This window comes from Lysobacter terrestris (genome assembly GCF_014489475.1).
Lineage (GTDB): Bacteria > Pseudomonadota > Gammaproteobacteria > Xanthomonadales > Xanthomonadaceae > Agrilutibacter > Agrilutibacter terrestris.
Window position 1 is genome coordinate 903,374 of sequence record NZ_CP060820.1, and the last position, 20,029, is coordinate 923,402.

The 20,029-nt window shown below is 65.8% G+C and carries 17 protein-coding genes and 1 tRNA gene; 3 read left to right on the top strand and 15 right to left on the bottom strand.

Going from position 1 to position 20,029, the window contains the following annotated elements; all coding sequences use genetic code 11:
* Position 1 precedes the first annotated feature (1 nt).
* The 6 genes from H8B22_RS04195 to H8B22_RS04220 all read right to left on the bottom strand — a co-directional run bounded on the left by H8B22_RS04195 (position 2) and on the right by H8B22_RS04220 (position 8,980).
* Complete coding sequence (locus H8B22_RS04195; RefSeq protein ID WP_187712868.1) at positions 2-3,490, bottom strand: glycosyltransferase family protein; 3,489 nt, start codon at positions 3,488-3,490, stop codon at positions 2-4.
* A gap of 17 nt (positions 3,491-3,507) precedes the next feature.
* On the bottom strand, positions 3,508-4,818 hold the full coding sequence (gene wecC, locus H8B22_RS04200) for a UDP-N-acetyl-D-mannosamine dehydrogenase (RefSeq protein WP_187712869.1): 1,311 nt from the start codon (positions 4,816-4,818) through the stop codon (positions 3,508-3,510).
* A gap of 10 nt (positions 4,819-4,828) precedes the next feature.
* Complete coding sequence (locus H8B22_RS04205; RefSeq protein WP_343204065.1) at positions 4,829-5,995, bottom strand: glycosyltransferase; 1,167 nt, start codon at positions 5,993-5,995, stop codon at positions 4,829-4,831.
* A 246-nt stretch (positions 5,996-6,241) separates the two neighbouring features.
* Positions 6,242-7,012, bottom strand: a complete 771-nt coding sequence (locus tag H8B22_RS04210; RefSeq protein ID WP_187712871.1) for an ABC transporter ATP-binding protein — start codon at positions 7,010-7,012, stop codon at positions 6,242-6,244.
* A gap of 7 nt (positions 7,013-7,019) precedes the next feature.
* Complete coding sequence (locus tag H8B22_RS04215) at positions 7,020-7,808, bottom strand: ABC transporter permease (RefSeq protein WP_187712872.1); 789 nt, start codon at positions 7,806-7,808, stop codon at positions 7,020-7,022.
* Positions 7,805-8,980, bottom strand: a complete 1,176-nt coding sequence (locus tag H8B22_RS04220; protein WP_187712873.1) for a cystathionine gamma-synthase — start codon at positions 8,978-8,980, stop codon at positions 7,805-7,807. The genes H8B22_RS04215 and H8B22_RS04220 overlap by 4 nt, the downstream gene beginning before the upstream one ends.
* Before the next feature lie 55 nt (positions 8,981-9,035).
* Between H8B22_RS04220 and H8B22_RS04225 the strand changes: the two genes are divergently transcribed.
* Positions 9,036-10,037: a hypothetical protein gene (locus H8B22_RS04225; RefSeq protein WP_187712874.1), complete on the top strand. Its 1,002-nt coding sequence runs from the start codon at positions 9,036-9,038 to the stop codon at positions 10,035-10,037.
* A 12-nt stretch (positions 10,038-10,049) separates the two neighbouring features.
* Here H8B22_RS04225 and H8B22_RS04230 read toward each other — a convergent pair whose 3' ends face one another.
* The 4 genes from H8B22_RS04230 to H8B22_RS14735 form a co-directional block, all read right to left on the bottom strand.
* Positions 10,050-10,904: a 2OG-Fe(II) oxygenase family protein gene (locus H8B22_RS04230; protein ID WP_187712875.1), complete on the bottom strand. Its 855-nt coding sequence runs from the start codon at positions 10,902-10,904 to the stop codon at positions 10,050-10,052.
* Positions 10,905-10,990: 86 nt separating this feature from the next.
* Positions 10,991-12,367 (bottom strand): pyridoxal-phosphate dependent enzyme, encoded by a 1,377-nt coding sequence (locus tag H8B22_RS04235; protein ID WP_187712876.1) that lies wholly within the window; start codon positions 12,365-12,367, stop codon positions 10,991-10,993.
* Between the two features lie 239 nt (positions 12,368-12,606).
* Positions 12,607-12,825, bottom strand: a complete 219-nt coding sequence (locus tag H8B22_RS04240) for a YdcH family protein (protein ID WP_187712877.1) — start codon at positions 12,823-12,825, stop codon at positions 12,607-12,609.
* 360 nt (positions 12,826-13,185) lie between these two features.
* Entirely contained in the window at positions 13,186-14,367 is a 1,182-nt protein-coding gene (locus tag H8B22_RS14735) for a DUF4398 domain-containing protein (protein WP_208456924.1), read from the bottom strand.
* A 147-nt stretch (positions 14,368-14,514) separates the two neighbouring features.
* Between H8B22_RS14735 and H8B22_RS04250 the strand changes: the two genes are divergently transcribed.
* On the top strand, positions 14,515-15,621 hold the full coding sequence (locus tag H8B22_RS04250; RefSeq protein ID WP_187712878.1) for a PilT/PilU family type 4a pilus ATPase: 1,107 nt from the start codon (positions 14,515-14,517) through the stop codon (positions 15,619-15,621).
* A gap of 76 nt (positions 15,622-15,697) precedes the next feature.
* Here H8B22_RS04250 and maiA read toward each other — a convergent pair whose 3' ends face one another.
* From maiA to rplM, 5 genes are all read right to left on the bottom strand, one after another.
* Complete coding sequence (gene maiA, locus H8B22_RS04255) at positions 15,698-16,357, bottom strand: maleylacetoacetate isomerase (protein ID WP_187712879.1); 660 nt, start codon at positions 16,355-16,357, stop codon at positions 15,698-15,700.
* Positions 16,358-16,469: 112 nt separating this feature from the next.
* Positions 16,470-17,456 carry a fumarylacetoacetate hydrolase family protein gene (locus H8B22_RS04260; RefSeq protein WP_187712880.1) on the bottom strand — a complete coding sequence of 329 codons (987 nt, stop codon included), beginning with the start codon at positions 17,454-17,456 and terminating at the stop codon, positions 16,470-16,472.
* A gap of 214 nt (positions 17,457-17,670) precedes the next feature.
* A tRNA-Gln gene (locus tag H8B22_RS04265) sits at positions 17,671-17,745 on the bottom strand.
* A gap of 54 nt (positions 17,746-17,799) precedes the next feature.
* Positions 17,800-18,192, bottom strand: a complete 393-nt coding sequence (rpsI, locus tag H8B22_RS04270) for a 30S ribosomal protein S9 (protein ID WP_187712881.1) — start codon at positions 18,190-18,192, stop codon at positions 17,800-17,802.
* 12 nt (positions 18,193-18,204) lie between these two features.
* On the bottom strand, positions 18,205-18,633 hold the full coding sequence (gene rplM / locus H8B22_RS04275; RefSeq protein WP_187712882.1) for a 50S ribosomal protein L13: 429 nt from the start codon (positions 18,631-18,633) through the stop codon (positions 18,205-18,207).
* Positions 18,634-18,876: 243 nt separating this feature from the next.
* Between rplM and H8B22_RS04280 the strand changes: the two genes are divergently transcribed.
* Positions 18,877-20,028, top strand: coding sequence for a (Fe-S)-binding protein (locus tag H8B22_RS04280; RefSeq protein ID WP_187712883.1), 1,152 nt, complete (start codon positions 18,877-18,879; stop codon positions 20,026-20,028).
* The last annotated feature ends 1 nt before the right edge of the window (position 20,029 follow it).

Genomic DNA, 20,029 nt, shown 5'->3' on the forward strand with positions numbered 1-20,029 from the left:
TTCAGATTTCCATTTGCTGCAGGACGGCGTCGATCCGTGCCGAATCGGCGACGGAATCCACGCGGAGGAAGTTGGCCGAATCCGTCGCGAAACTGCGCACACCATCGCGCATTACGGACGCGTTTCCACGCAGTATGTCATCGACTACCCCACTCGGCAGCACACCTTCGTTGATCAGGAGCGCGTGCGGGTCGAGCGCGACGTCGTGCGTGTACTGGCTCGACTCCAGACCGTCCCCTGCCTTGCCCACCAATGCCGCGCCGCTGTAGCGCGCGGCGTTGAGCAGATCTTGGAGGTAGTGGCGGCCATACACCCCAAAGGGCGAGATGATCGCCAGCATTCGCTGCCGACCCGGCCGCCGCGACCGCTCGATGACCTCGCGCAACCCGCCATCGCCGACGTGGACGATATCGACGAGGGGATCCACGCTCGCCACTTCGACCTCGCCCCGGCAAGCCAGCAGCAGACGCTTGCTTGTACCCTCCGCCATGACTTGGCGACGAAACGAGCCGAGCACGCTGGCCGCCTCGGACGGGGTGGCGACTTCGGCGGCGACAAGTACTTCCGAGAACGGATCGGCGCGCCGCGCATCAACGCCGACCATCTGGCAGACCTGCCCGAACCGGTGCCGGTATGTATGCGCGGAGAGCACTGCCCGGATGCCAGCGAGGCTGCGGCGACGCCATTCGCGATCGTCGGTCATGAGCACGCGGATCGCTTCCTCAGCTTCCTCGCGGTTGCGCACGTGCCAGATCAGGTCGTTGCCGAACGTATCCTCGGTCCCCTTGGACCAAGTGCTGACCACCGGAGTGCCGCAGGCAAGCAGCTCGAATACGCGGCGCGAGAACATGGTCGGCGAATCGATCACCGAATTGACGTTGAGGAACACTCGGTATTCTCGATACGCCCTGCCGATCGCATCGTAGGGCAGGCGTCCGCGCACGAACGGCGTGAAGCGCTCGGGGAAGGCGAAGTCGGACTTGATCGCAGGATTCGGCTGGAAATTGCGGTCATAGATGTCGAAATCGAACGAACTGGCGGCATCCAGCAGCATCAGCTGGTCGTCGCGACGCTCCTGGAACCGGTTGGCGTAGAAGCTGCCCGCAAAACACACCTTGCCGTTGCGTCGGGCCGACCCGGCCGGATTGTGCAGGGATTCCTCCGCAGCGAACTGCAGCACCCCGACTCGCGCACTCGTGCGCTCCTTGTAGCGCGGCACCGCCTCCGAAGCCGTGGTCAGTACCAGGTCGAATTTTGATGCGTTGTCTATGAAATTGGAGAAATGGACTGGATCTTCCTTGTTCCAGAACACAGTCGGAATACCGCGGGCACGGAAGCCAGCGACCATTTCCTGCAACTCACGACCGGGTGGATTGGCGTAGTTTGCGACGCGGTACTGCCAGCTGCCGTAGTTGCCCTTCCAGGAGGACTCGACCAGAAGGAACTTGGGACTGCAGGCTTCCAGCAGGCCCTCCCAGTTGTCCGGCCTCGGCTCGACCAGCGACGACTGGGGAGCGAAACAGGACCGTGAGAACTCATCAAGCACGCTCATGACCGGAATGGACGCAGGCTCGATCTCCTGCCTCCAGCCGATTACGGAAAGATTCTTGCTATGTTGCTCCTGGGTCGGCGGCACTGCCGTCCCGCCGCCCTTGCTCCGTTGCACGCTCTTCCCCGGAGCCGGCGATGTGGGCGCTGCCTTCGGCGGCGGCGGCAGCACGACCGGAGGTACCACGGGAAGCTTGATCGGATCGAATGTCGTGGATCCGCTCTCGCGATTGCGATAGGCATTCCAGGCCCGCAACATCGCCTTGGGGAACTGGAGCGCGCCGCGCACGCTGGTGAGCCCGAGGCACGCGCGCCCGATCGCCAGTGCAGCGGAGTGACGGTATCGCTGGTTGTCCTCGTGCAGCTCGCGTGCAAACGCGACCAACTTGTTGGAACGCTCGCGCTCCGCCTTGAGGTGGGCGTAGTGGCCATGCCGCTTGTACTGAGCGACGACCAGGTCGTGCTGCAGTTCCTTGAGTTGATTGCGCAGGAGGTCCGCGGAGGCTTCCAGGCGTTCCACGTGCAGGGTCTCCGTGGCCTGCTTCGCGAGCGTCGTCGCGAGCTTGTCCTTGGTCGAATCGAGGCGCGCTTGCAACGCCTTGGTGGCAGCGGAGGCTTCGTTGCGCTGCGTCTGCCACTCCTCGCGAACCAGTCGCACCTGCGCGTCCGCCTCTTCGAAGCGGCGCCGGAACTCGTCGCGTTCGGCCTCGATGCTCGCAGTCGTGGAGGCGGCGACCTCGAGGTTTTGACTGAAGCACAGGCGCTCCTCGCGCGCGGTTGCCATTTCATGTTCCAGCATGCCGATGCGCTGGATCAGGCTGTCGTGCTCCGCCTTCTGGTGGATCTCCGACGCCCGCACCAGCTCCAGCTCGCGGTTCGCCGAATCCAATGCCCGCTTCAGGGTTTCGATCTGCTTGGCGGCTTCGTTCTTGGCGGCCTCCAGGCCGATGATCGCTTCGCTCGCCTGCTCCGACAGCGATCGCTGCACCGCGATCTCGGCTAGCAGCGACTGGATCCGCGCCGCTTGCTTGTCATGGACCAGTGCGTGTTCGCCCGCCCGACTGCTTTCCTGCGCCGCCAGCTCGCGCGCCTCGGACAGGGTCTGCTCGGCGAAAGCCAGCGCCTGCGCCTTGAGCGCGAGTTCCTGGTTGAGCTCGGCCCGCTGCCTTTCCAGGCTCGCAGCGCCGCCTTGGCTTGCCGCCACACGCGCCTCGAGTTCGGCCTTTTCCTTCGCAAGCGCCTGGGCAGTGGCATTGGACTCGTAGTACTTCGCCTGCGATTCGAGCGCGCCCTGCTCGGTCGCCCGGAGGACAACCTCGCTGGAGATGCCGGCCTGGCCGGCATCACGACGATCAGCGACAACACGGACGTAACCGTCCAAGACCTCGATCAGCCCAATCGAGAAGCAATCGGCGATTGCCGTGGCGACATGACCGGGAAACAGGATCGACTTGTGGTCGGGCCAGGGATGCAGGCCATAGGGTGCCGTGATGACGAGCCTCCCGCCAGGCGCCACGTGCGAAGCCCCCTGCTGGATGAAGCGCACCGGGTTCGTCTGGTGCTCCACTACTTCGCCCATCACAACCGTATCGAAGAGCTCGGCGCCGAGCGCAGCCAGTTCGATGCAGTGGAAGTCCAGGCGGGCCTTTACGGACTCGATCTCCTTCTCGCGTTCCGCCAGCGCGTATTCGATTGCCGGCGCATAGATGTCCACGCCGGTAACCGCCATTCCTTCGCGGGCCATCAGGATCGATGCAATGCCCTGGCTGCAGCCGATATCGAGCACCCGGTTGCCGCGTGCATGCGCGCACATCCAGTTGATGCGCTCCCGTGTCTTCTGCCCGAACGCGGCGCCCATCGCATCGTAGTAGGCCTCGTTGATCCGGTCCGCCCACGGATTGCTCGCGTCATTCCCCGCTTCGTGCTTGTGATCGTCGTGCATAGTCCTTTCTGCCTGCGTCAGGGTGCCGAGTGCTTCCAGAAACCGGTGGCGTCGATTATCGCCTTGCCCGTCGGGCGCGGCAGGCTCCTGAACTCGGAGTGACCGACCAGCATCACGACCACGCCGGCGTCGCGCAGCGCGTCGTCCGCGGATTCGAACACGATCCCTTCGGTGGATTCACCGGAGAACTTGAGTGCGTCATGGAAGGGATCGACGCAGGCGAGCTTGCCGGGATACCGCTTGGCAAGGGTATGCGCAATGTGCAGCGCCGGGCTTTCGCGGAAGTCATCGACGTCGGGCTTGTACGTGAGTCCGAAGCAGGCGATGCGTGGCGTCGGCTGCCCGGCAGCCGCTACCGCGTGGGCAACCTGCTCGAGAACGTAATTCGGCTTGCTGTCGTTGACCTGGCGCGCAGTACGGACAAGGTGCGCGCGCTCAGGCGCGCTGGCGACAATGAACCAGGGATCGACCGCGATGCAGTGCCCGCCCACGCCAGGCCCCGGGTTGAGAATGTTGACGCGCGGATGATGGTTGGCGAGTTCAATCACTTTCCATACGTCGAGGCCGATATCGCCGCAAATCATCGAAAGCTCGTTGGCAAACGCGATATTGACGTCGCGGAAAGCGTTCTCCGTCAGCTTGCACAGCTCAGCCGTGCGATCATCACCTGGAAGGCACGCGCCTTTCACGAAACACTGGTACAGCTCGGTAGCACGTTGGGTACACGCGGCCGACATGCCGCCGATGATGCGGTCATTCTCCACGAGTTCGCTCAGCATGCGCCCCGGAATGATCCGCTCCGGGCAATAGGCGAGATGGACATCTGGGTGCTCCTCGCCATCCAGCGGAAAGCGCAGGTCCGGGCGCAGATTGGCCAGAAGGCGCGCGAGCATTTGCGTCGTGCCTACCGGGGAGGTTGATTCGAGCACGACCAGGTTGCCCGCCCGAAGAACCGGAGCGATTGATCGGCCCGCGGCCTCCACGTAACTCACGTCCGGAGCATGCGTATCGTGATCGACGGGAGTGGGCACGGCGATAATAAAGTCGTCGGCGGGCTCGGGGGTCGTCGTCGCCCGCAGATTGCCATTGCGAACGCACTGCGCGACGAGCTCGGGAAGCCCGTCTTCCTCGATATGGGTCTGCCCCGCGTTCACGGCATCCACCGCACGCTGGGAGATGTCGATTCCCACGACCTGCTTGCCGGTCGATGCAAACGTCGCAGCGGTGGGCAGGCCGATGTACCCCAACCCGATCACCGCAAGGCGACGGACGCCGTCGTTGTCTGCAGCAGAATTCTCCCTGACGGAGTGAAGTGCATGGTCGTTCATCGTCTTGTTCTCAGATTGTTCTTGCATCGTTCGTTAACGGATTGGCGGCGACTTCGGCTGTGGCCGGCATGCGGGAAGAGATGAGTTCGACCAACCGCTGCGAGAGGTTCTTCCAGGAATATTGCATGACGTCGAAGTCCGTCCCTGCAACCGATGGAACCTTGCCGTCGCGCGCCTTCCCTTCCGCAAGGGAAGCGAGCCTGGACTGCAGCAGCGCGGGGTCGTCGGGCTCACACCATCCGCCCCCCGAATGCCGCAGCAGCCTTGCTGCGAAGTCGTTTTCCGCGCCGCCAATGTGGAGTATCGGTGTGCCGGACCCAAGGTATTCAAAGAACTTCCCTGGTACCTGCACCGGATTCTCATTCGCCAGGTTCACAAGAACATCACAACGACGCTGCAGAGCCACTGCTTGCGAGTGGGGGATGAAGCCGAGCAGCCTAATCCGATCCGGATGACGCCTCGCGGCTGCAATCAGTTCGGGAGGCGCGATGATCGTGGCAACACTAAGCCGCACCGACGAAACGGCAAGCACCGCCTCCAACAGCGCGCCTATGCGGCGGAACGAATAGAAGCTTCCGGTATACAACAGCTCCAGCTTGCCGTCGTCGAAGGACACCGATGTATCACGGGCGACCACCTCGCGATGATCGAAGCCCTGCGTGAGAATGGCGCAGCGCTCCTCCCCGATTTTGTGGCGGTTGCGCAGCACTTCGCGCGCATGATCGCTGGTAACCGTGACCAGGTCCGCGCGTGCGCAAAGCATCCGCTCGGTGGCCAATGCTCGTTTGCGCCAACGTCGAGGCGTGTACGGGGCGAGCACCGGATCACCAAGGTCCGCGACCCACGGATATCCATTTTTCCGCGCAAGCGCCCCGAGCTCGATAGTCATCGCCGGCTCGTGGGATGAGATAACTACGTCCGGCTGGTACTGGTCCAGCAATTCGCGTAGCCGACGCTTCGCCCACGGTTGCCATTCGGCACGCGAATCCGGAAACAGTGGAAGCGACATCACGCGCTTGATCGCCTCCATCGCATGCCCCTTCCAGTTCAAGCCATGCCCGAGCCGAGCCGAAAGGCCGTCCTCGATCCTGCGCCGGAGTTTTCCCTTCCAGTTCAGTTGCACGGTGACGGCGGAAGGCATGGACGCGACGTCCGCCCCTGCATCGACCGTACGCATGGCGCTACGGCGTTTCCTGTGGCGTAGCGTCAGATAGCCTGTCAAAGGGCCAGGCCATACACGATGGATCATCAGGGTGTCCGGGAGGACCGGCAACCCCCCCCCTCCGTAACCATCAATATCTGGGGCGAGGACGTGGACCTCATGGCCTGCCAACGCAAGCTCACGCGCGAGGTAAGCCCATCGCAGCGACTGCGGCGATGGCACCGGTGGAAAATCGTAGGCAATCAGGAGCAACCGCATGTTTCAGTCCGCAGGCGAAGCAACAGGAGCCCGCTGGAGGATGCGCTCGTATTCTTTCAGGCTCTCGTCGATGCTCCCGAAGTACTCCAGTCGGCCCGCTTCGATCACCAACCCCTTATTGCATACATCCTTCAGCAAGCTGAAATTGTGACTCGCGAGGATGACGATCTTTGCGCCATCGACCCTTCCGCGCATGCGATCACGCGCCTTCTTGATGAAGGAGGCGTCGCCGGCGCCAATCCATTCGTCCATGATCATGATGTCCTGCTGCACGGCGGTCGCGATAGAGAAGCCAAGTCGTAGCCGCTGCCCAGACGACAGCGTCTTCAGGCGGTGATTGGCCTTTTCGCCGAGTTCCGCGAACTCGAGAACCGGCTCCATCAGCTCGCGCAACTGCCTTGTCCGCAGCCCCATCGCGGTTCCGCGAAGAATGACGTTCTCCCGGACGGTCGCTTCCCCGTTGAACCCTAACGAGATATTTAGCAACGCCTGACGCGAACCGGCGATATCCAGCCAGCCTCGCGTTGGCTGGTAAGCTCCGGTCAATACCCGTAGCAACGTCGACTTGCCTGCGCCATTCCGCCCGACGATGCCGATGCGATCGCCCTCGGCAGCGGAGAAGCTGATGTCGTCGAGGATCGTCCGGAATTCACGCTTCGGCGGGTCGAATGCAGCGCCCCATAGCGTGGAAAACCACGAGCGCGCAGAGCGGTCCGCCTGCAGGAAGATGGGCAACTCGAGCGTGAGGTGATGCGCGTTCAGCAGGGCAGACATGATCGCCTCAGACCCACACTGGAACGAATCGCGAGTAACGCCGGTACAGATAGGCCGCTGCGATCCAGCCAAGGATTGTCATCGCCCCGACGTAGACAAAGGTAAGGCGCTCCAACGGCTCTCCCAACAGCGGGGCCCGGATGATCTCAATCATGTGATAGAGCGGATTCATCCGCATAAAAGTACCGTGCGGCGTCCCGTATGGCGCATAGTCCGCTTTCCAAAGGATCGGCGTGAGAATGAAGCCGAAGATGAAGAGACTTCCCGTTAACTCGCCAACGTCGGGGAAGCGCGCACCCAGCAGCGCTACTACGACCGAGATCCAGGCCAAGTTAAGGATCACCACCGCAACCGCGAGGGGCACCGACAGCAGCCCCATGGGTTGCAAGGACGGCGAAAGCGCCAGCACGACGACCACCAATGGCATGGCGGCTGCCAAATAGAAGAGCGCCTTCGCCATCGTGCGCAGCACGAAGTCTGTCAAGCGCAAATGGCCGTCAAGGATAAAGCTCGCGTGCCCAGGGAGAACGCTGCAGGACTCCGTGATGACGTTCGACAGCAGGCGAAACAGCAGATAGCCGAGCGCCAAGTGTGGCATGTACACCAGGGGATCGACTTTGGAAAGCAGTGCGTAAAAATATCCAACGCCACCCACGTAAATCACGGGTGGCAACAGGAGCCATACGAGGCCGAACCTCGAGCGACGATACTTGGTTACGATGTCAAGCCAACTTGAGTAGCCCCAGAACTCGGGCTCTCGCAAGCTTCGCGCCATGTCACGCAATAGCAGAATCAAGCAAGTGCCTCATCGAGTTCCCTGCGGAGGTCCTCCTGATTCTCGATACCAACGCTCAGGCGCACCAGGTTATCGGCCACACCAAGCAGCGCACGGCGCTCGGCGGGTATGGATGCATGCGTCATGATCGCCGGATGGTTGACGAGGCTTTCCACGCCACCCAGCGATTCAGCAATGGTGAACAAATGGCAGCGCTCCATCATCCGGCGCGCACCGTCCAGGCCGCCCTTCACGAAGACGCTGACCATTCCCCCGAACCCATCCATCTGCCGCTTCGCTAGCTCGTGCTGCGGATACGAATTCAAACCCGGATAGATCACCTTCTCGATCGCCGGATGCGTCTCCAGCCACTCCGCCAGCGCCTGCGCATTCTCGCAATGCGCCTTCATGCGCAGATGCAACGTCTTCAGGCCACGTAACGCCAGGAAGCTGTCGAACGGCCCCTGCACGCCGCCCACCGCGTTCTGAAGGAACGTCATCTTCTCGGCGATCTCGGCGTCGTCGCCGACGACCACCATGCCGCCGACCATGTCGGAGTGGCCGTTGAGGTACTTGGTCGCCGAGTGCATGACCAGGTGCGCGCCGAGCTCCAGCGGGCGCTGCAGGATCGGGGAACTGAAGGTGTTGTCGACGGCGACGACGATGCCGTGCTTGCGCGCGATCGTCGCGATCTGTTCGATGTCGACCAGCTTCAGCAGCGGGTTGGTCGGGGTCTCGATCCAGACCAGCTTGGTGTTCGGGCGGATCGCCGCTTCGAACGCCACCGGGTCGCTCAGGTCGACCCAGCTGAAATCCAGGCCGGCCGAGCGGCGACGCACGCGCTCGAACAGGCGGTAGGTGCCGCCGTAGACGTCGTCCATCGCGATGACGTGGCTGCCGCTGTCGAACATCTCAAGCACGGTCGAGGTCGCGGCCAGGCCGGAGGCGAACGCGTAACCCTGCGTGCCGCCTTCGAGCGTCGCCACGCAACGCTCGTAGGCGAAGCGGGTGGGATTGTGGCTGCGCGAGTACTCGAACCCCTGGTGCTCGCCCGGGCTGCGCTGGGCGTAGGTCGAGGTCGCGTAGATCGGCGTCATCACCGCGCCGGTGCTGGGGTCCGGCGATTGCCCGCCATGGATCGCCAGGGTGCCCAGACCGGGCTTGTTGCCGCCCTTCGGGTCTCGATCGCTCATTGGAATGTACCGCCTTCCGCTAGCATGAATAACCTCCAATTCTACCATCGCGGCCGTGGCTCCCAGGCGTCTCCCTCACGACTTCAACGTTAGTGCGACGTACCCCCTGTACGCGATCGACCCCGCGCAGGACCGGGCCTGGGTCCTGCATTTCGACCGCGAGGATTACCGGCGCGCCAGCTTCCTGGACCAGCGCGCACTGCACCGGCAGATCTCGGGCTGGACGGTTTCGGGGGCGGAACTCGCAGCGGCCCGGGCGCCGGCCCCGCCGTTGTCGCGCCTGCGCTGGATCTTCCACATCGGGCATTGCGGCTCGAGCCTGGTGAGCCGGCTGCTCGACCTGATCCCGGGCACGCTGGGGCTGCGCGAGCCCCTGCCCTTGCTGACACTGGCCCACGAAAGCCGGGCCGCCGACCACCCCTGGTGGCCCACGGTACGGACGCTGCTGGCCCGCGGCTTCGAGGACACGCAGGCGGTTGTGGTGAAGCCCACCAGCATCGTGACGAACGTCGCACTTCCGCTGCTGCAAGGCACCGGTCCGGCCTGCTTCCTCTGGGTCGATCTGCGCACCTGGCTGTCCACGCTGCTCCGCGATGCCGACCTGGTGAGCGCCGTGCTGGCCACCGAACCGCTGCGCCTGGCAGGAATGCCGGCACTGGCCGAGGCTGACACCGCACCGGCGCGACTGGCGCGCGCGTGGCTCATCGAACAGCTGCGCTGGCGGGAGCTGGGAAACCGGGTCGAACGCGGTCGCCTGCTGGACGTGGATTTCGCGCAGGTGGTCGCGGCGCCTGCCGCCGCGACCGCCCGCATCGCCGCGCACTTTGCCCTGGTCGTGCCCGACGATTGGGCAGAGCAGATCGATGCCTCGGGGCTCCTCACCCGTTACGCCAAGGATGCATCTCAGGTTTTCGATGCAAACACCCGTCGGCGTGAACTGGCGGCTTCGGCGGACCAGCACGCAGGCGCCATCACCGAGGGCTTGCGGTGGGCGCAGCGCGAAATCGACCGCCTGGAAGTTCCCGCACTGGCGCTCCGCCTGCAGCCCGCGCCCTAGCCGGCGTGCGCTTCAGTAGAGGAAGGTGGTGACCGCATACCGCGTGCCCTGCTCCACCGGCAGCACTTCGTGCAGCAGCGAGCAGGAGAACACCAGCGCCCCGCCCGTCGCCGGCGAATAGCGGTTGGGCGCGAACTCGGGAAAGCGGAATTCGCCGCCGACGTACCCGCCCTGGTTGAGGTTGATCGACAGCGCGAAGCGTCGGTGCGCGACGTCCGGCGTCGCGTTGTCGCGATGGGCGCGGAAGTAGCCGGCGTCCTGCGGATACGCCAGCAACTTGAACGCGTCGCGGCGATTCACCTGGAAGTTGAACACCCGCGCGATCTCGGGCAGCGCGCGCCGCAGCAACCGTTCGTGCATTGCCGCTTCGAGTTGCGGATCACGCGGGAGGCTTTCCCGCCGCTGCTTGATGGTCGGATCCAGGTACAGGGTCTGCGCCCCGCCTTCCAGCGCCAACACCCGGGACGGCTCGCCGCCGCCACACTGCTCGTCCAGGTGCGCGATCAACGCGGCGCAGAAATCGGGCTCGAACACGCCGGGGATCTGCAGCACCGGCGCGGCGTCGCGCATGCTCGCCGCATCCAATTCCTTCGCGGTAGCGACGGGGAGCGATGCCGACAACGGCAAGCCATGACTGCCGACCAGGCGCAGGTTCGTGTCGACTTGCCACAACACGTCGGCTGCCAGGAGATCCAGCCAGCGCGGCTCGGCACGAAAGCCGCGCCACCCCGCGGGCAACTCCGCAGGTGGCTGCGCGGCGACACAGAGCGCATTCACGCCTTCTGGAACCGGCGGCAGGGCGGCGGCGACAACGCCCGCGTCCAAGCGCACCAGCCACAGCGGCGCGCCGGCAAATTCCGTATGCAAGGTCAAGCTGGAACCATCACCGGCATGCAGGCGCACATCCGGAATCCGGTCGCCCGGCAACAAGCGCTCGAGCAACGCCGCGGCCATCACTGCACGCGGCGACGCAGGTAGTTGAGCAGGTCGATGCGGGTGATCAGGCCGACGAACCGCTCACCGTCTACCACGATCGCCACATGCCCGCGATCGAACACCGGCAGCAGCGCCTCGATCGGGGAACGCACGTCGAGCTTGTCGAGCTTGCTCACCATCGCCGTCGATACCGGGTCGCGGAAGCGCGCCTCGTCGCCGTAGACATGCAGCAGCACGTCGCTCTCATCGACGATGCCGACGATGTTGTCGCCCTCCATCACCGGCAGCTGGCTGACGTCGTACAGCTTCATGCGCTGCCAGGCCGTGACCAGCAGGTCGGTGGGTGCCACCACGATGGTGTCGCGCTTGGAGAAGGGACGCGTGATCAGGTCGCGCAGGTCGCCGGTGGATTCGCGGTCGAGGAAGCCGTTGTCCAGCATCCAGTAGTCGTTGTACATCTTGGAGATGTACTTGTTGCCGGTATCCGGCACCAGCACGACCACCTTTTTAGGCGTGGTCTGTTCGCGGCAGTACTTCAGCGCGGCGGCGAGCAGGGTGCCGGTGGAGGAACCGCCGAGGATGCCCTCCTTTTCCAGCAGCTCACGCGCGGTGAGGAAGCTTTCCTTGTCGCTGATCGCGTAGGCCTTCTTCACCCGGGTGAAGTCGGAGATCGGCGGCAGGAAATCCTCGCCGATGCCTTCCACCATCCAGCTGGCCGACTTGTCGCTGAGCGTGCCGCGGTTGATGTATTCCTCGAGGATCGAACCCACCGGATCGGCGAGGACCAGCTCGGTCTGCGGCGAGTTCGTCGCGAAGCAGCGCGACAGGCCGGTCATGGTGCCGGAGCTGCCGCAGCCGAACACGATCGCATCGACGCCGCCGACTTCGGCCATCTGCGCCAGGATCTCCGGCCCGGTACCGAACTCGTGCGCGGCGGGATTGTCGGGGTTGCCGAACTGGTTGATGAAATACGCACCCGGCGTTTCGCGCGCGATGCGTTCGGCCATGTCCTGGTAGTAGTCGGGATGGCCCTTGGCCACGTCCGAGCGCGTCAGCACGACCTGCGCGCCCATCGCCTTGAGGTTGAAGATCTTCTCGCGGCTCATCTTGTCGGGCACGACCAGGAGCAGCTTGTAGCCCTTCTGTTGCGCGACCAGGGCCAGGCCGATGCCGGTGTTACCCGCGGTGCCTTCGACCAGGGTGTCGCCGGGCTTGATCCTTCCGGCCTTCTCCGCCGCATCGATCATCGACAGGCCGATGCGGTCCTTGATCGAGCCGCCGGGGTTCTGCGATTCCAGTTTGAAGTAGAGCTCGCAGACGCCGGTGTCGAGGCGACGCGCTTTGACGATCGGGGTGCGGCCGATCAGTTCGAGGACGGAAGCGTGGATGGGCATGGGAATCCTGCGGCCGCGGACCGCGCGGCGTCGACGGATTCTAGCGGGCGCCCATCACCGGGCGCAGTCTTGACGGCATCGCATCGGGCCCGATGCCCAGCGCGGGCGGCGGCGATCCCGACGAGGAAGGCGCCGCCGCCCGCGTTGAGTAGACCAAGCGGTCGGCACGGCCGGCATTGCGCCGGTCCGCGCCGCCGGCGCGACCTGGGTCCGCCGGCGGTAACACAGGAATCAGGACGTCAGTGGTGTCCCGAGTCGTACATGCGGACCAGGCGGTCCTTCGCAGCAAGCTTCTCGCGCTTCATCTGGTTGAGAGTGACGTCGTCGATCGGCAACACGCCGAGTTCGGCGTCCATCACTTTCTTGTCCAGGTCGCGGTGGCGCTGATACAGCTGCTTGAATTCGGGGTTGGAGCGCATCAGCGCATCGATTTCCTGCTGCGGTTGTTCTTCGAACATGGTGCCTCCTTCAACTTTGCCGTGCGATTGCGGGCGTCATGGCATTGGCGCCGAGGATCCCGAACGCAAAAACGCCCCGGCCGTGGGGCCGAGGCGTCGCTTCGGGTGATGACGGGAGCCGGACGGAACTGCGGGTCAGCGGGCCGGCTTCGCGCAGGCCCGCCGCGACCTCTTTTGTGGCGGCGGGGTCCTGCGAATGGGGCAGCTGCGTCATGGGCCGGACTCTCGACCAAGCGGCTGTAGGGCCGCTCGGATAACCGACGCTACTCCTCCTCGCCGGCCGCGGCAAGCGGCCGCGGACGGATGGCGCGCAGATCCGACAGCGCGCCCGGAAGATTCACAACATATTGATTTTCAACATCATTTCGTCGTGATCACGACTTCGACGCGCGGCTTGGACTTGCCGGCGGCACCCACCGCCGCGCGGACCTGCTGACGCGAGGCGCCGGCGCCGACCAGGGCCTCGCGCACCGCCTCGACGCGCTGCTGGGCCAGCGAGGCCTTGGCGTCGGTGCCTTCGATGCGGGCGGCGCTGCCGCTGGTGGCCTGCAGGTACGCGGCCAGCGTGCGCACGCTGCCGGCGCCCTTTTCGCTCAGGGCGGCCTTGCCGGCGACGAAGGCGTCGCTGCCCAGGGTGAAGACTTCCCCGCGCTGGTCCCAGCGCGAGGGCGGCAGCTTGCCGCCGGCGACCAGTTCGGCCTCCTCGCGGGCGAGCTTGGCCTCGCGTTCGCGCGCGGCCTTGAGCTTGGCCGCCTGCACGTCGCTGACCCCGGCGATCGCCGTTTCCACGTCCTGCATCGCGGCATCGCTCTGCGCGGCCTGCTGGCGCAGGCGCTCGGCCTCCTCCGCCTGGATCTGGGCCTGGACGCGCAGGCGCTCGGCTTCGGCACGGGCGGCCTCCGCGTCGCGGCGGCTCGCCTCGATCAGCAGTTCGGAGCGTTCGCGATCCAACTGGTCGATGTCGCGACGGCTGGCTTCCGTGCGCGCCGTGAGTTCCGCGATTTCCACGCGGCGCTGGGCGAGGTAGTCGGCGGGCTCGCGCTTGCGGCCCCGCGCCTTCGCCAGCGCATCCACCGCCTGCTGCGCACGCAGGCGCTCGAAGGCGGCCAGCGCGGCCAACTGCGGATCCGTCGCCAGGGCCTGCAGGCGCAGCGTGTAGTCCCCCGCGGGCGGCGCGGCCTCGTCGATCGCGCTGGCGCGCGGGGCGCCCGCTTCGACCTGCAAGCGGCGACGCAGCTCGGCGATTTCGTTGCGACGCTGCACGAGTTCGGTGCGGGTCTGCGCCGCGCGGCTGTGCGCATACGCCAGGTCGCCGTCGGCCGCGGCGGCCACGGCCAGGGCCAGGGCGTCCTTGTGCTTGCGCGCGGTCATCGCCGCCTGCGCCTGGGTCAGCTTGCTCCGCGCGGTCGCCAGTTCCTCGGCGGCATACTGGTCGCCATCGGCGCTGTCGGCGCGGCTTACCGCCTGCTGCGCGGCCGTAAGTTCGGCCGTCGGCGGCGGTGCGGCCAGCGCGGGCAAAGTCGAAGCGAGACCCAGTGCCATCGACAGTTTGAGGATTTGTGCGAAGCTTGAGTTCATTGGGGGATGCCGTGGCGACCGGGAATGGGTGTAACTTCGGCGCGGCCATTGTCGGAAGCTCGCGGTACGCTTGCAATGCGTATCGCCACTGAGAACTGAGGGGTCGGGTACATGGACATCGGCTATTTCCTGAAGCTGATGACGGAGAAGAACGCGTCGGACATGTTCCTGACCACGGGCGCTCCTGTGTACATCAAGGTCGAGGGCAAGCTGCATCCCCTGGGCAACACCGGCCTGCCGGCCGGCATGGTGAAGAAGATCGCCTACTCGCTGATGGACGAGGGGCAAGTACCCATCTTCGAGCGTGACCTCGAGCTGAACATGGCCCTGGCCATCCCCGAGGCCGGCCGCTTCCGCGTCAACGTGTTCAAGCAGCGCGGCGAAGTCGGCATGGTGATCCGCGCGATCCGCAGCGTGATCCCGTCGATCGAGGAGCTGCAGCTGCCGCAGGTGCTCAAGGACATCATCATGGCCCCGCGCGGCCTGGTGCTGATCGTCGGCTCCACCGGTTCGGGCAAGTCGACCACGCTCGCGGCGATGATCGACCACCGCAATACGAATACATCGGGGCACATCCTCACCATCGAGGATCCGATCGAATACCTGCACAAGCACAAGAAATCGATCGTCAACCAGCGCGAAGTCGGCCTGGACACCCACGCCTTCCACAACGCGCTGAAGAACGCGATGCGCGAGGCGCCCGACGTCATCCTGATCGGCGAAATCCTCGACGCGACCACGATGGAAGCGGCGATCGCCTTCGCCGAAACCGGCCACCTGTGCCTGGCGACGCTGCACTCGAACAACGCTGACCAGACACTGGAGCGCATCCTCAACTTCTTCCACGAATCCGCGCACAAGAACGTGCTGATGAACCTCGCGCTGAACCTGCGCGCGGTCATCTCGCAGCGCCTGGTGGTCGGCATCGACGGCCGCCGCATGCCGGCGACCGAAGTGCTGATCAACACGCCGATGATCCGCGACCTGATGCGGCGCGGCCAGGTCCACGAGATCAAGCCGGCGATGGAGGGCTCGCTGGAGGAAGGCATGGAGAGCTTCGACCAGTGCCTGTTCCGCCTGTACAAGCAGGGCAGGATCGAGCGCGAGGAAGCCCTCAAGGCCGCCGACTCGCGCGATGGCCTGGACCTCAAGTTCCGCCTGTCCGAAGGCGGCACCGGCGAACACGACCCGTACGCGGACGTGTTCGTCGCGAGCTGACGCGACCACACGCACAAACAGAAAGGGGCGGCCGATGCCGCCCCTTTTGCGTTGTGCGCCGGCTGCCCCGCCGGGGTTACGCCGGCTTGTCCGGCTGCATCTCCGGGCGGGCCAGGTCGAACGCGGGCAGCTGCAGGCAGGCCTGCTCGATGCGCGCGATGGTCGGGAAGCGGGCGACGTCGATGCCGAACCTGCGCGCGTTGTAGACCTGCGGGATCAGGCAGCAGTCCGCGATCGTCGGCGTCTCGCCCTCGCAGTACTGCCCCGTCGACAGGTGGTCGTTGAGCATGGACTCGATCGCGGCGAAGCCTTCGTTGATCCAATGCTGGACCCAGGCATCGCGTTCGGGCTGGGGCACGTTCCACTCGTGCTCGAAGTACTGCAGCACGCGCAGGTTGTTGAGCGGGTGGACGTCGCAGGCGATCGCCAGCGCCAGGGCGCGGGCGCGCTGGCGCGAACGCGCGGTCGTGGGCAGGAGCGGGCGCGCGGGCCAGGTTTCGTCGAGGTATTCCAGGATCGCCAACGACTGCCGCAGCTGCCGGCTGCCGTGCTGCAACACCGGCACCAGGCCCTGCGGGTTGATCCGGCGGTATTCCTCGGTGCGCTGCTGGCCACCGTCACGCAGCAGATGGATCGGCACGATCTCGTAGGGCAGGCCCTTGAGGTTCAGCCCGATGCGCACGCGGTAGGCGGCGCTGGAGCGCCAATACGAATACAACCGCAACTGATCGCTCATCCGCGCGTCTTCCACCTGCATTCCCCTCGTCGCTTGCGCGCGACGCCCCAGCGCACCATAGCCGCGGCGGCGGCCGTCGACCGCCCTTCCGCCGGCCCGCCAGCGCCGCCGGTCAGGCGGACTGGCGTTCGATCCGCTGTTCGATGGCGCCGAAGATGTCGCTGCCGTCGCGCGCCGGCATCTCGATGCGCACGGTGTCCCCGAACTTCATGAACGGAGTGATCGGCTTGCCGGTCTGTAGCGTTTCCACGGTGCGGCGCTCGGCGAAGCAGGAGGCGCCCAGGCTGGTGTCTTCATTCGCCACGGTACCGGAACCGACGATGGTGCCAGCCGAGAGCGGACGCGTCTTCGCGGCATGCGCCACGAGCTGGGCGAAGCTGAACTGCATGTCGACCCCTGCTTCGGGCGCGCCGAACCATTCGCCATTGATGTGCGTGAGCAGCGGCAGGTGCACCTTGCTGTCCTGCCAGGCGTCGCCCAGTTCGTCGGGCGTCACGAACACCGGCGACAACGCCGAGCGCGGCTTGGACTGCAGGAAGCCGAAGCCCTTGGCGAGCTCGCCCGGGATCAGGTTGCGCAGGCTGACGTCGTTGACCAGGCCGATCAGCTGGATGTGCGCCGCGGCGGCGTCCGCCGTCACCGCCATCGGCACGTCGTCGGTGACGACCACGACTTCGGCTTCGAGGTCGATGCCGTAGTCCTCGCTGACCACGCGCACCGGATCGCGCGGACCGTAGAACCCGGCGCTGACGGCCTGGTACATCAGCGGGTCGACGTAGAAGCTTTCCGGCACCTCGGCACCGCGTGCGCGGCGCACGCGGTCGACGTGCGGCAGGTAGGCACTGCCATCGACGAACTCGTACGCACGCGGCAACGGCGCGGCCAGGGCGGCCATGTCGAGATCGAAGGCGGCTGCGGCCGAGCCGGCGTTGAGCGCATCGGACAACGCGTTGAGGCGCGGCGCGGTGTTCGACCAGTCTTCCAGCGCGCGTTGCAGCGTATCGGCGATGCCGGTTGCCCGTACCGCACGCTTGAGATCGCGCGAGACGACGATGAGGGTGCCGTCGCGGCCGCCTTCCTTGAGGGAACCGAGCTTCATCTGGGAACTCCGGGAATTCTGCGCCGAGCGCGATAGTTGCAATTGTAACTGAAGCCATGCACGGCTTCGCGCGCCAGCTTATGCCGCCCGCGGTGCGCAACGGAATCACCCGGGATCATCACGGGGAAGCGCCCTTTGCAATCGCCCGCGTGAAATCACCCATATGAAATCGCGCGCAACAAAAAACCCGCCTTGCGGCGGGTTTTCTGCGAATTGGCAGCCCCGGATGGATTCGAACCACCGAATGTCTGAGTCAGAGTCAGATGCCTTACCGCTTGGCGACGGGGCTGTAGCTTTTTCATAGTGTGCCGGGCAAGCCCGGCACACACAACAGTTTCGAATATTAGCGCTTCGAGAACTGGGTGGCGCGACGCGCCTTGTGCAGACCGACCTTCTTACGCTCGACTTCACGCGCGTCGCGGGTCATGAAACCGGCCTTGCGCAGTTCGGTCTTCAGCGCTTCGTCGTACTCGACCAGCGCGCGGGCGATGCCCAGGCGGATCGCACCGGCCTGGCCGGTGATGCCGCCGCCGGCGACGGTGACGACGACGTCGAACTTGTCGGTCGACTTGGTCAGCTCGAGCGGCTGGCGCACGATCATGCGCGCGGTTTCCCGGCCGAAGAACTCATCGATCGGACGCTGGTTGATGGTGATCTTGCCATCGCCCTTGCGCAGGAACACGCGGGCTGTGGAGGACTTGCGACGGCCGGTGCCGTAATTCTGCTGGAGTGCCATGTGCTGGATGCCTTAGAAGTCGAGCGGCTGCGGCTGCTGCGCGGCGTGCGGATGTTCGGTGCCCTTGTAGACCTTGAGCTTGCGGTACATCGCGCGGCCCAGCGGGTTCTTCGGGAGCATGCCCTTCACGGCGATCTCGATCACGCGCTCCGGGTGGCGCTCGAGCGCCTGGCCGAGGGTCTCGGACTTCAGGTTGCCGATGTAACCGGTGAACCGGTGGTACATCTTGTCCTGCAGCTTGTTGCCGGTGACGGCGATCTTCTCGGCATTGATCACCACGAGGTAATCGCCGGTATCGACGTGCGGGGTGTAGACGGGCTTGTGCTTGCCACGCAGACGGCGGGCGAGCTCAGAGGCGAGGCGGCCGAGGGTCTTGCCTTCGGCATCGACGACGTACCAGTCGCGCTGGACGGTCTCGTTCTTGGCGGTGAAAGTCTTCATGATGGCTCTGCTTGAGGTGTTGCTGGTCGGGCTGGTTGCGCGCGGGATCACGGCGGATCGACCGGCGGAACGTCGCCTCGCGTTGTGGGTGGAGCGAAAAGAGGCGGGATGATAACGGGCATTCCCGCCCATCGCAAGCCGCCGGGATTCCGGCCCGGGAATGTGCCGCAGTCATGGGAACGTCGGCAGCGCGCGCCGCGACCCCCGGTTTCCCGGCGCCGCCGGGGGATATCATCGCCGCCCATGCCCCCGGTCAGCCCCCTCGCCCCCGCCGAATCCGCATCGGACCGGCTGCTGGCCCTGGCCGACCGCTGCGTCCAGTGCGGCCTGTGCCTGCCGGCCTGCCCCACCTACACCCTGGAGCGGACCGAAGCGGAGTCCCCGCGCGGCCGGATCGCCCTGACCCGGGCCTGGGAGCGCGGCACGGTGCCGCCCACCGCCGCCGGCGACGGGCACCTCGACCACTGCCTGGGCTGCCGCAGCTGCGAAGCGGTGTGTCCGGCCGGCGTCGCCTACGGTGAATTGCTGACGGAGGCGCGCACCCGGCAACGGAGCCGGCGCGGCACTCGCGGGCGCCAGCTCGCGCTGGAATGGCTGACGGCGCGACCGCGATTGCTCGCGGCCCTGCTCGGGCTGTATCGATGCGTCTTCCCTGCGCTTCCCGCCGCGACGCGGCCGTTGCCGCGCCCACCCGCGCCGTTGTCTGCGCCGGCACCTTCACCCTCCCTTTCCGGTGAAGCGGTCGCGCTCTTCGCCGGCTGCGTCGCCACGCCGTACGAAGCCGCGCTGCGCGACGCCGCCACCCGCCTGTGCGCCGCCACCGGGACGCCCGTCCGCGCGGTGGCCGCGCAAACCTGCTGCGGCACGCTGCACGCGCACGGCGGCAATGCCGGCATGGCCCGGCAACTGGGTGCGGCCAATCGCGAAGCGTTTGCCGGGGTCGCGACGGTGCTGACGCTGGCAAGCGGTTGCCACGAGGCCGTGCGCGATGCGCTCCCCGACGGGATCACCCGCGACGCGATCGCGTTCCTGCACGAGCGCGCGCACCTGCTGTCGTTCCAGTCGTGCCGCGAGCGCGTCGCACTGCACCTGCCCTGCACCCAGCGCAACGTGGCGAAGTCGGCCGCCGCAGTGCGCGCACTGCTCGCCCGCGTGCCCGGGCTGGAGGTGATCGAACTCACCGCCGGCTACGGCTGCTGCGGCGCAGCGGGCACGCAGATGCTGCTCGATACGTCGCGCGCGGCGTCCTATCGCCAGCCGTTGATCGACGCCTTCGAACGCAGCGGTGCGACGCGCCTGCTCAGCGCCAACATCGGTTGCCGCCTGCACTTCGCCAACGCGACGAGCCGACCGGTCCAGCATCCGCTCGAATTCCTCGCCGACCGCCTCGCCTGAG

Coding starts and splice junctions, on each gene's coding strand:
- H8B22_RS04195 (WP_187712868.1), bottom strand. CDS start 3,490: ATGCACGACGATCACAAGCACGAAGCGGGGAATGACGCGAGCAATCCG.
- wecC (WP_187712869.1), bottom strand. CDS start 4,818: ATGAACGACCATGCACTTCACTCCGTCAGGGAGAATTCTGCTGCAGAC.
- H8B22_RS04205 (WP_343204065.1), bottom strand. CDS start 5,995: ATGCGTACGGTCGATGCAGGGGCGGACGTCGCGTCCATGCCTTCCGCC.
- H8B22_RS04210 (WP_187712871.1), bottom strand. CDS start 7,012: ATGTCTGCCCTGCTGAACGCGCATCACCTCACGCTCGAGTTGCCCATC.
- H8B22_RS04220 (WP_187712873.1), bottom strand. CDS start 8,980: ATGAGCGATCGAGACCCGAAGGGCGGCAACAAGCCCGGTCTGGGCACC.
- H8B22_RS04235 (WP_187712876.1), bottom strand. CDS start 12,367: ATGCCCATCCACGCTTCCGTCCTCGAACTGATCGGCCGCACCCCGATC.
- H8B22_RS04240 (WP_187712877.1), bottom strand. CDS start 12,825: ATGTTCGAAGAACAACCGCAGCAGGAAATCGATGCGCTGATGCGCTCC.
- H8B22_RS14735 (WP_208456924.1), bottom strand. CDS start 14,367: ATGGCACTGGGTCTCGCTTCGACTTTGCCCGCGCTGGCCGCACCGCCG.
- H8B22_RS04250 (WP_187712878.1), top strand. CDS start 14,515: ATGGACATCGGCTATTTCCTGAAGCTGATGACGGAGAAGAACGCGTCG.
- maiA (WP_187712879.1), bottom strand. CDS start 16,357: ATGAGCGATCAGTTGCGGTTGTATTCGTATTGGCGCTCCAGCGCCGCC.
- H8B22_RS04260 (WP_187712880.1), bottom strand. CDS start 17,456: ATGAAGCTCGGTTCCCTCAAGGAAGGCGGCCGCGACGGCACCCTCATC.
- rpsI (WP_187712881.1), bottom strand. CDS start 18,192: ATGGCACTCCAGCAGAATTACGGCACCGGCCGTCGCAAGTCCTCCACA.
- rplM (WP_187712882.1), bottom strand. CDS start 18,633: ATGAAGACTTTCACCGCCAAGAACGAGACCGTCCAGCGCGACTGGTAC.
- H8B22_RS04280 (WP_187712883.1), top strand. CDS start 18,877: ATGCCCCCGGTCAGCCCCCTCGCCCCCGCCGAATCCGCATCGGACCGG.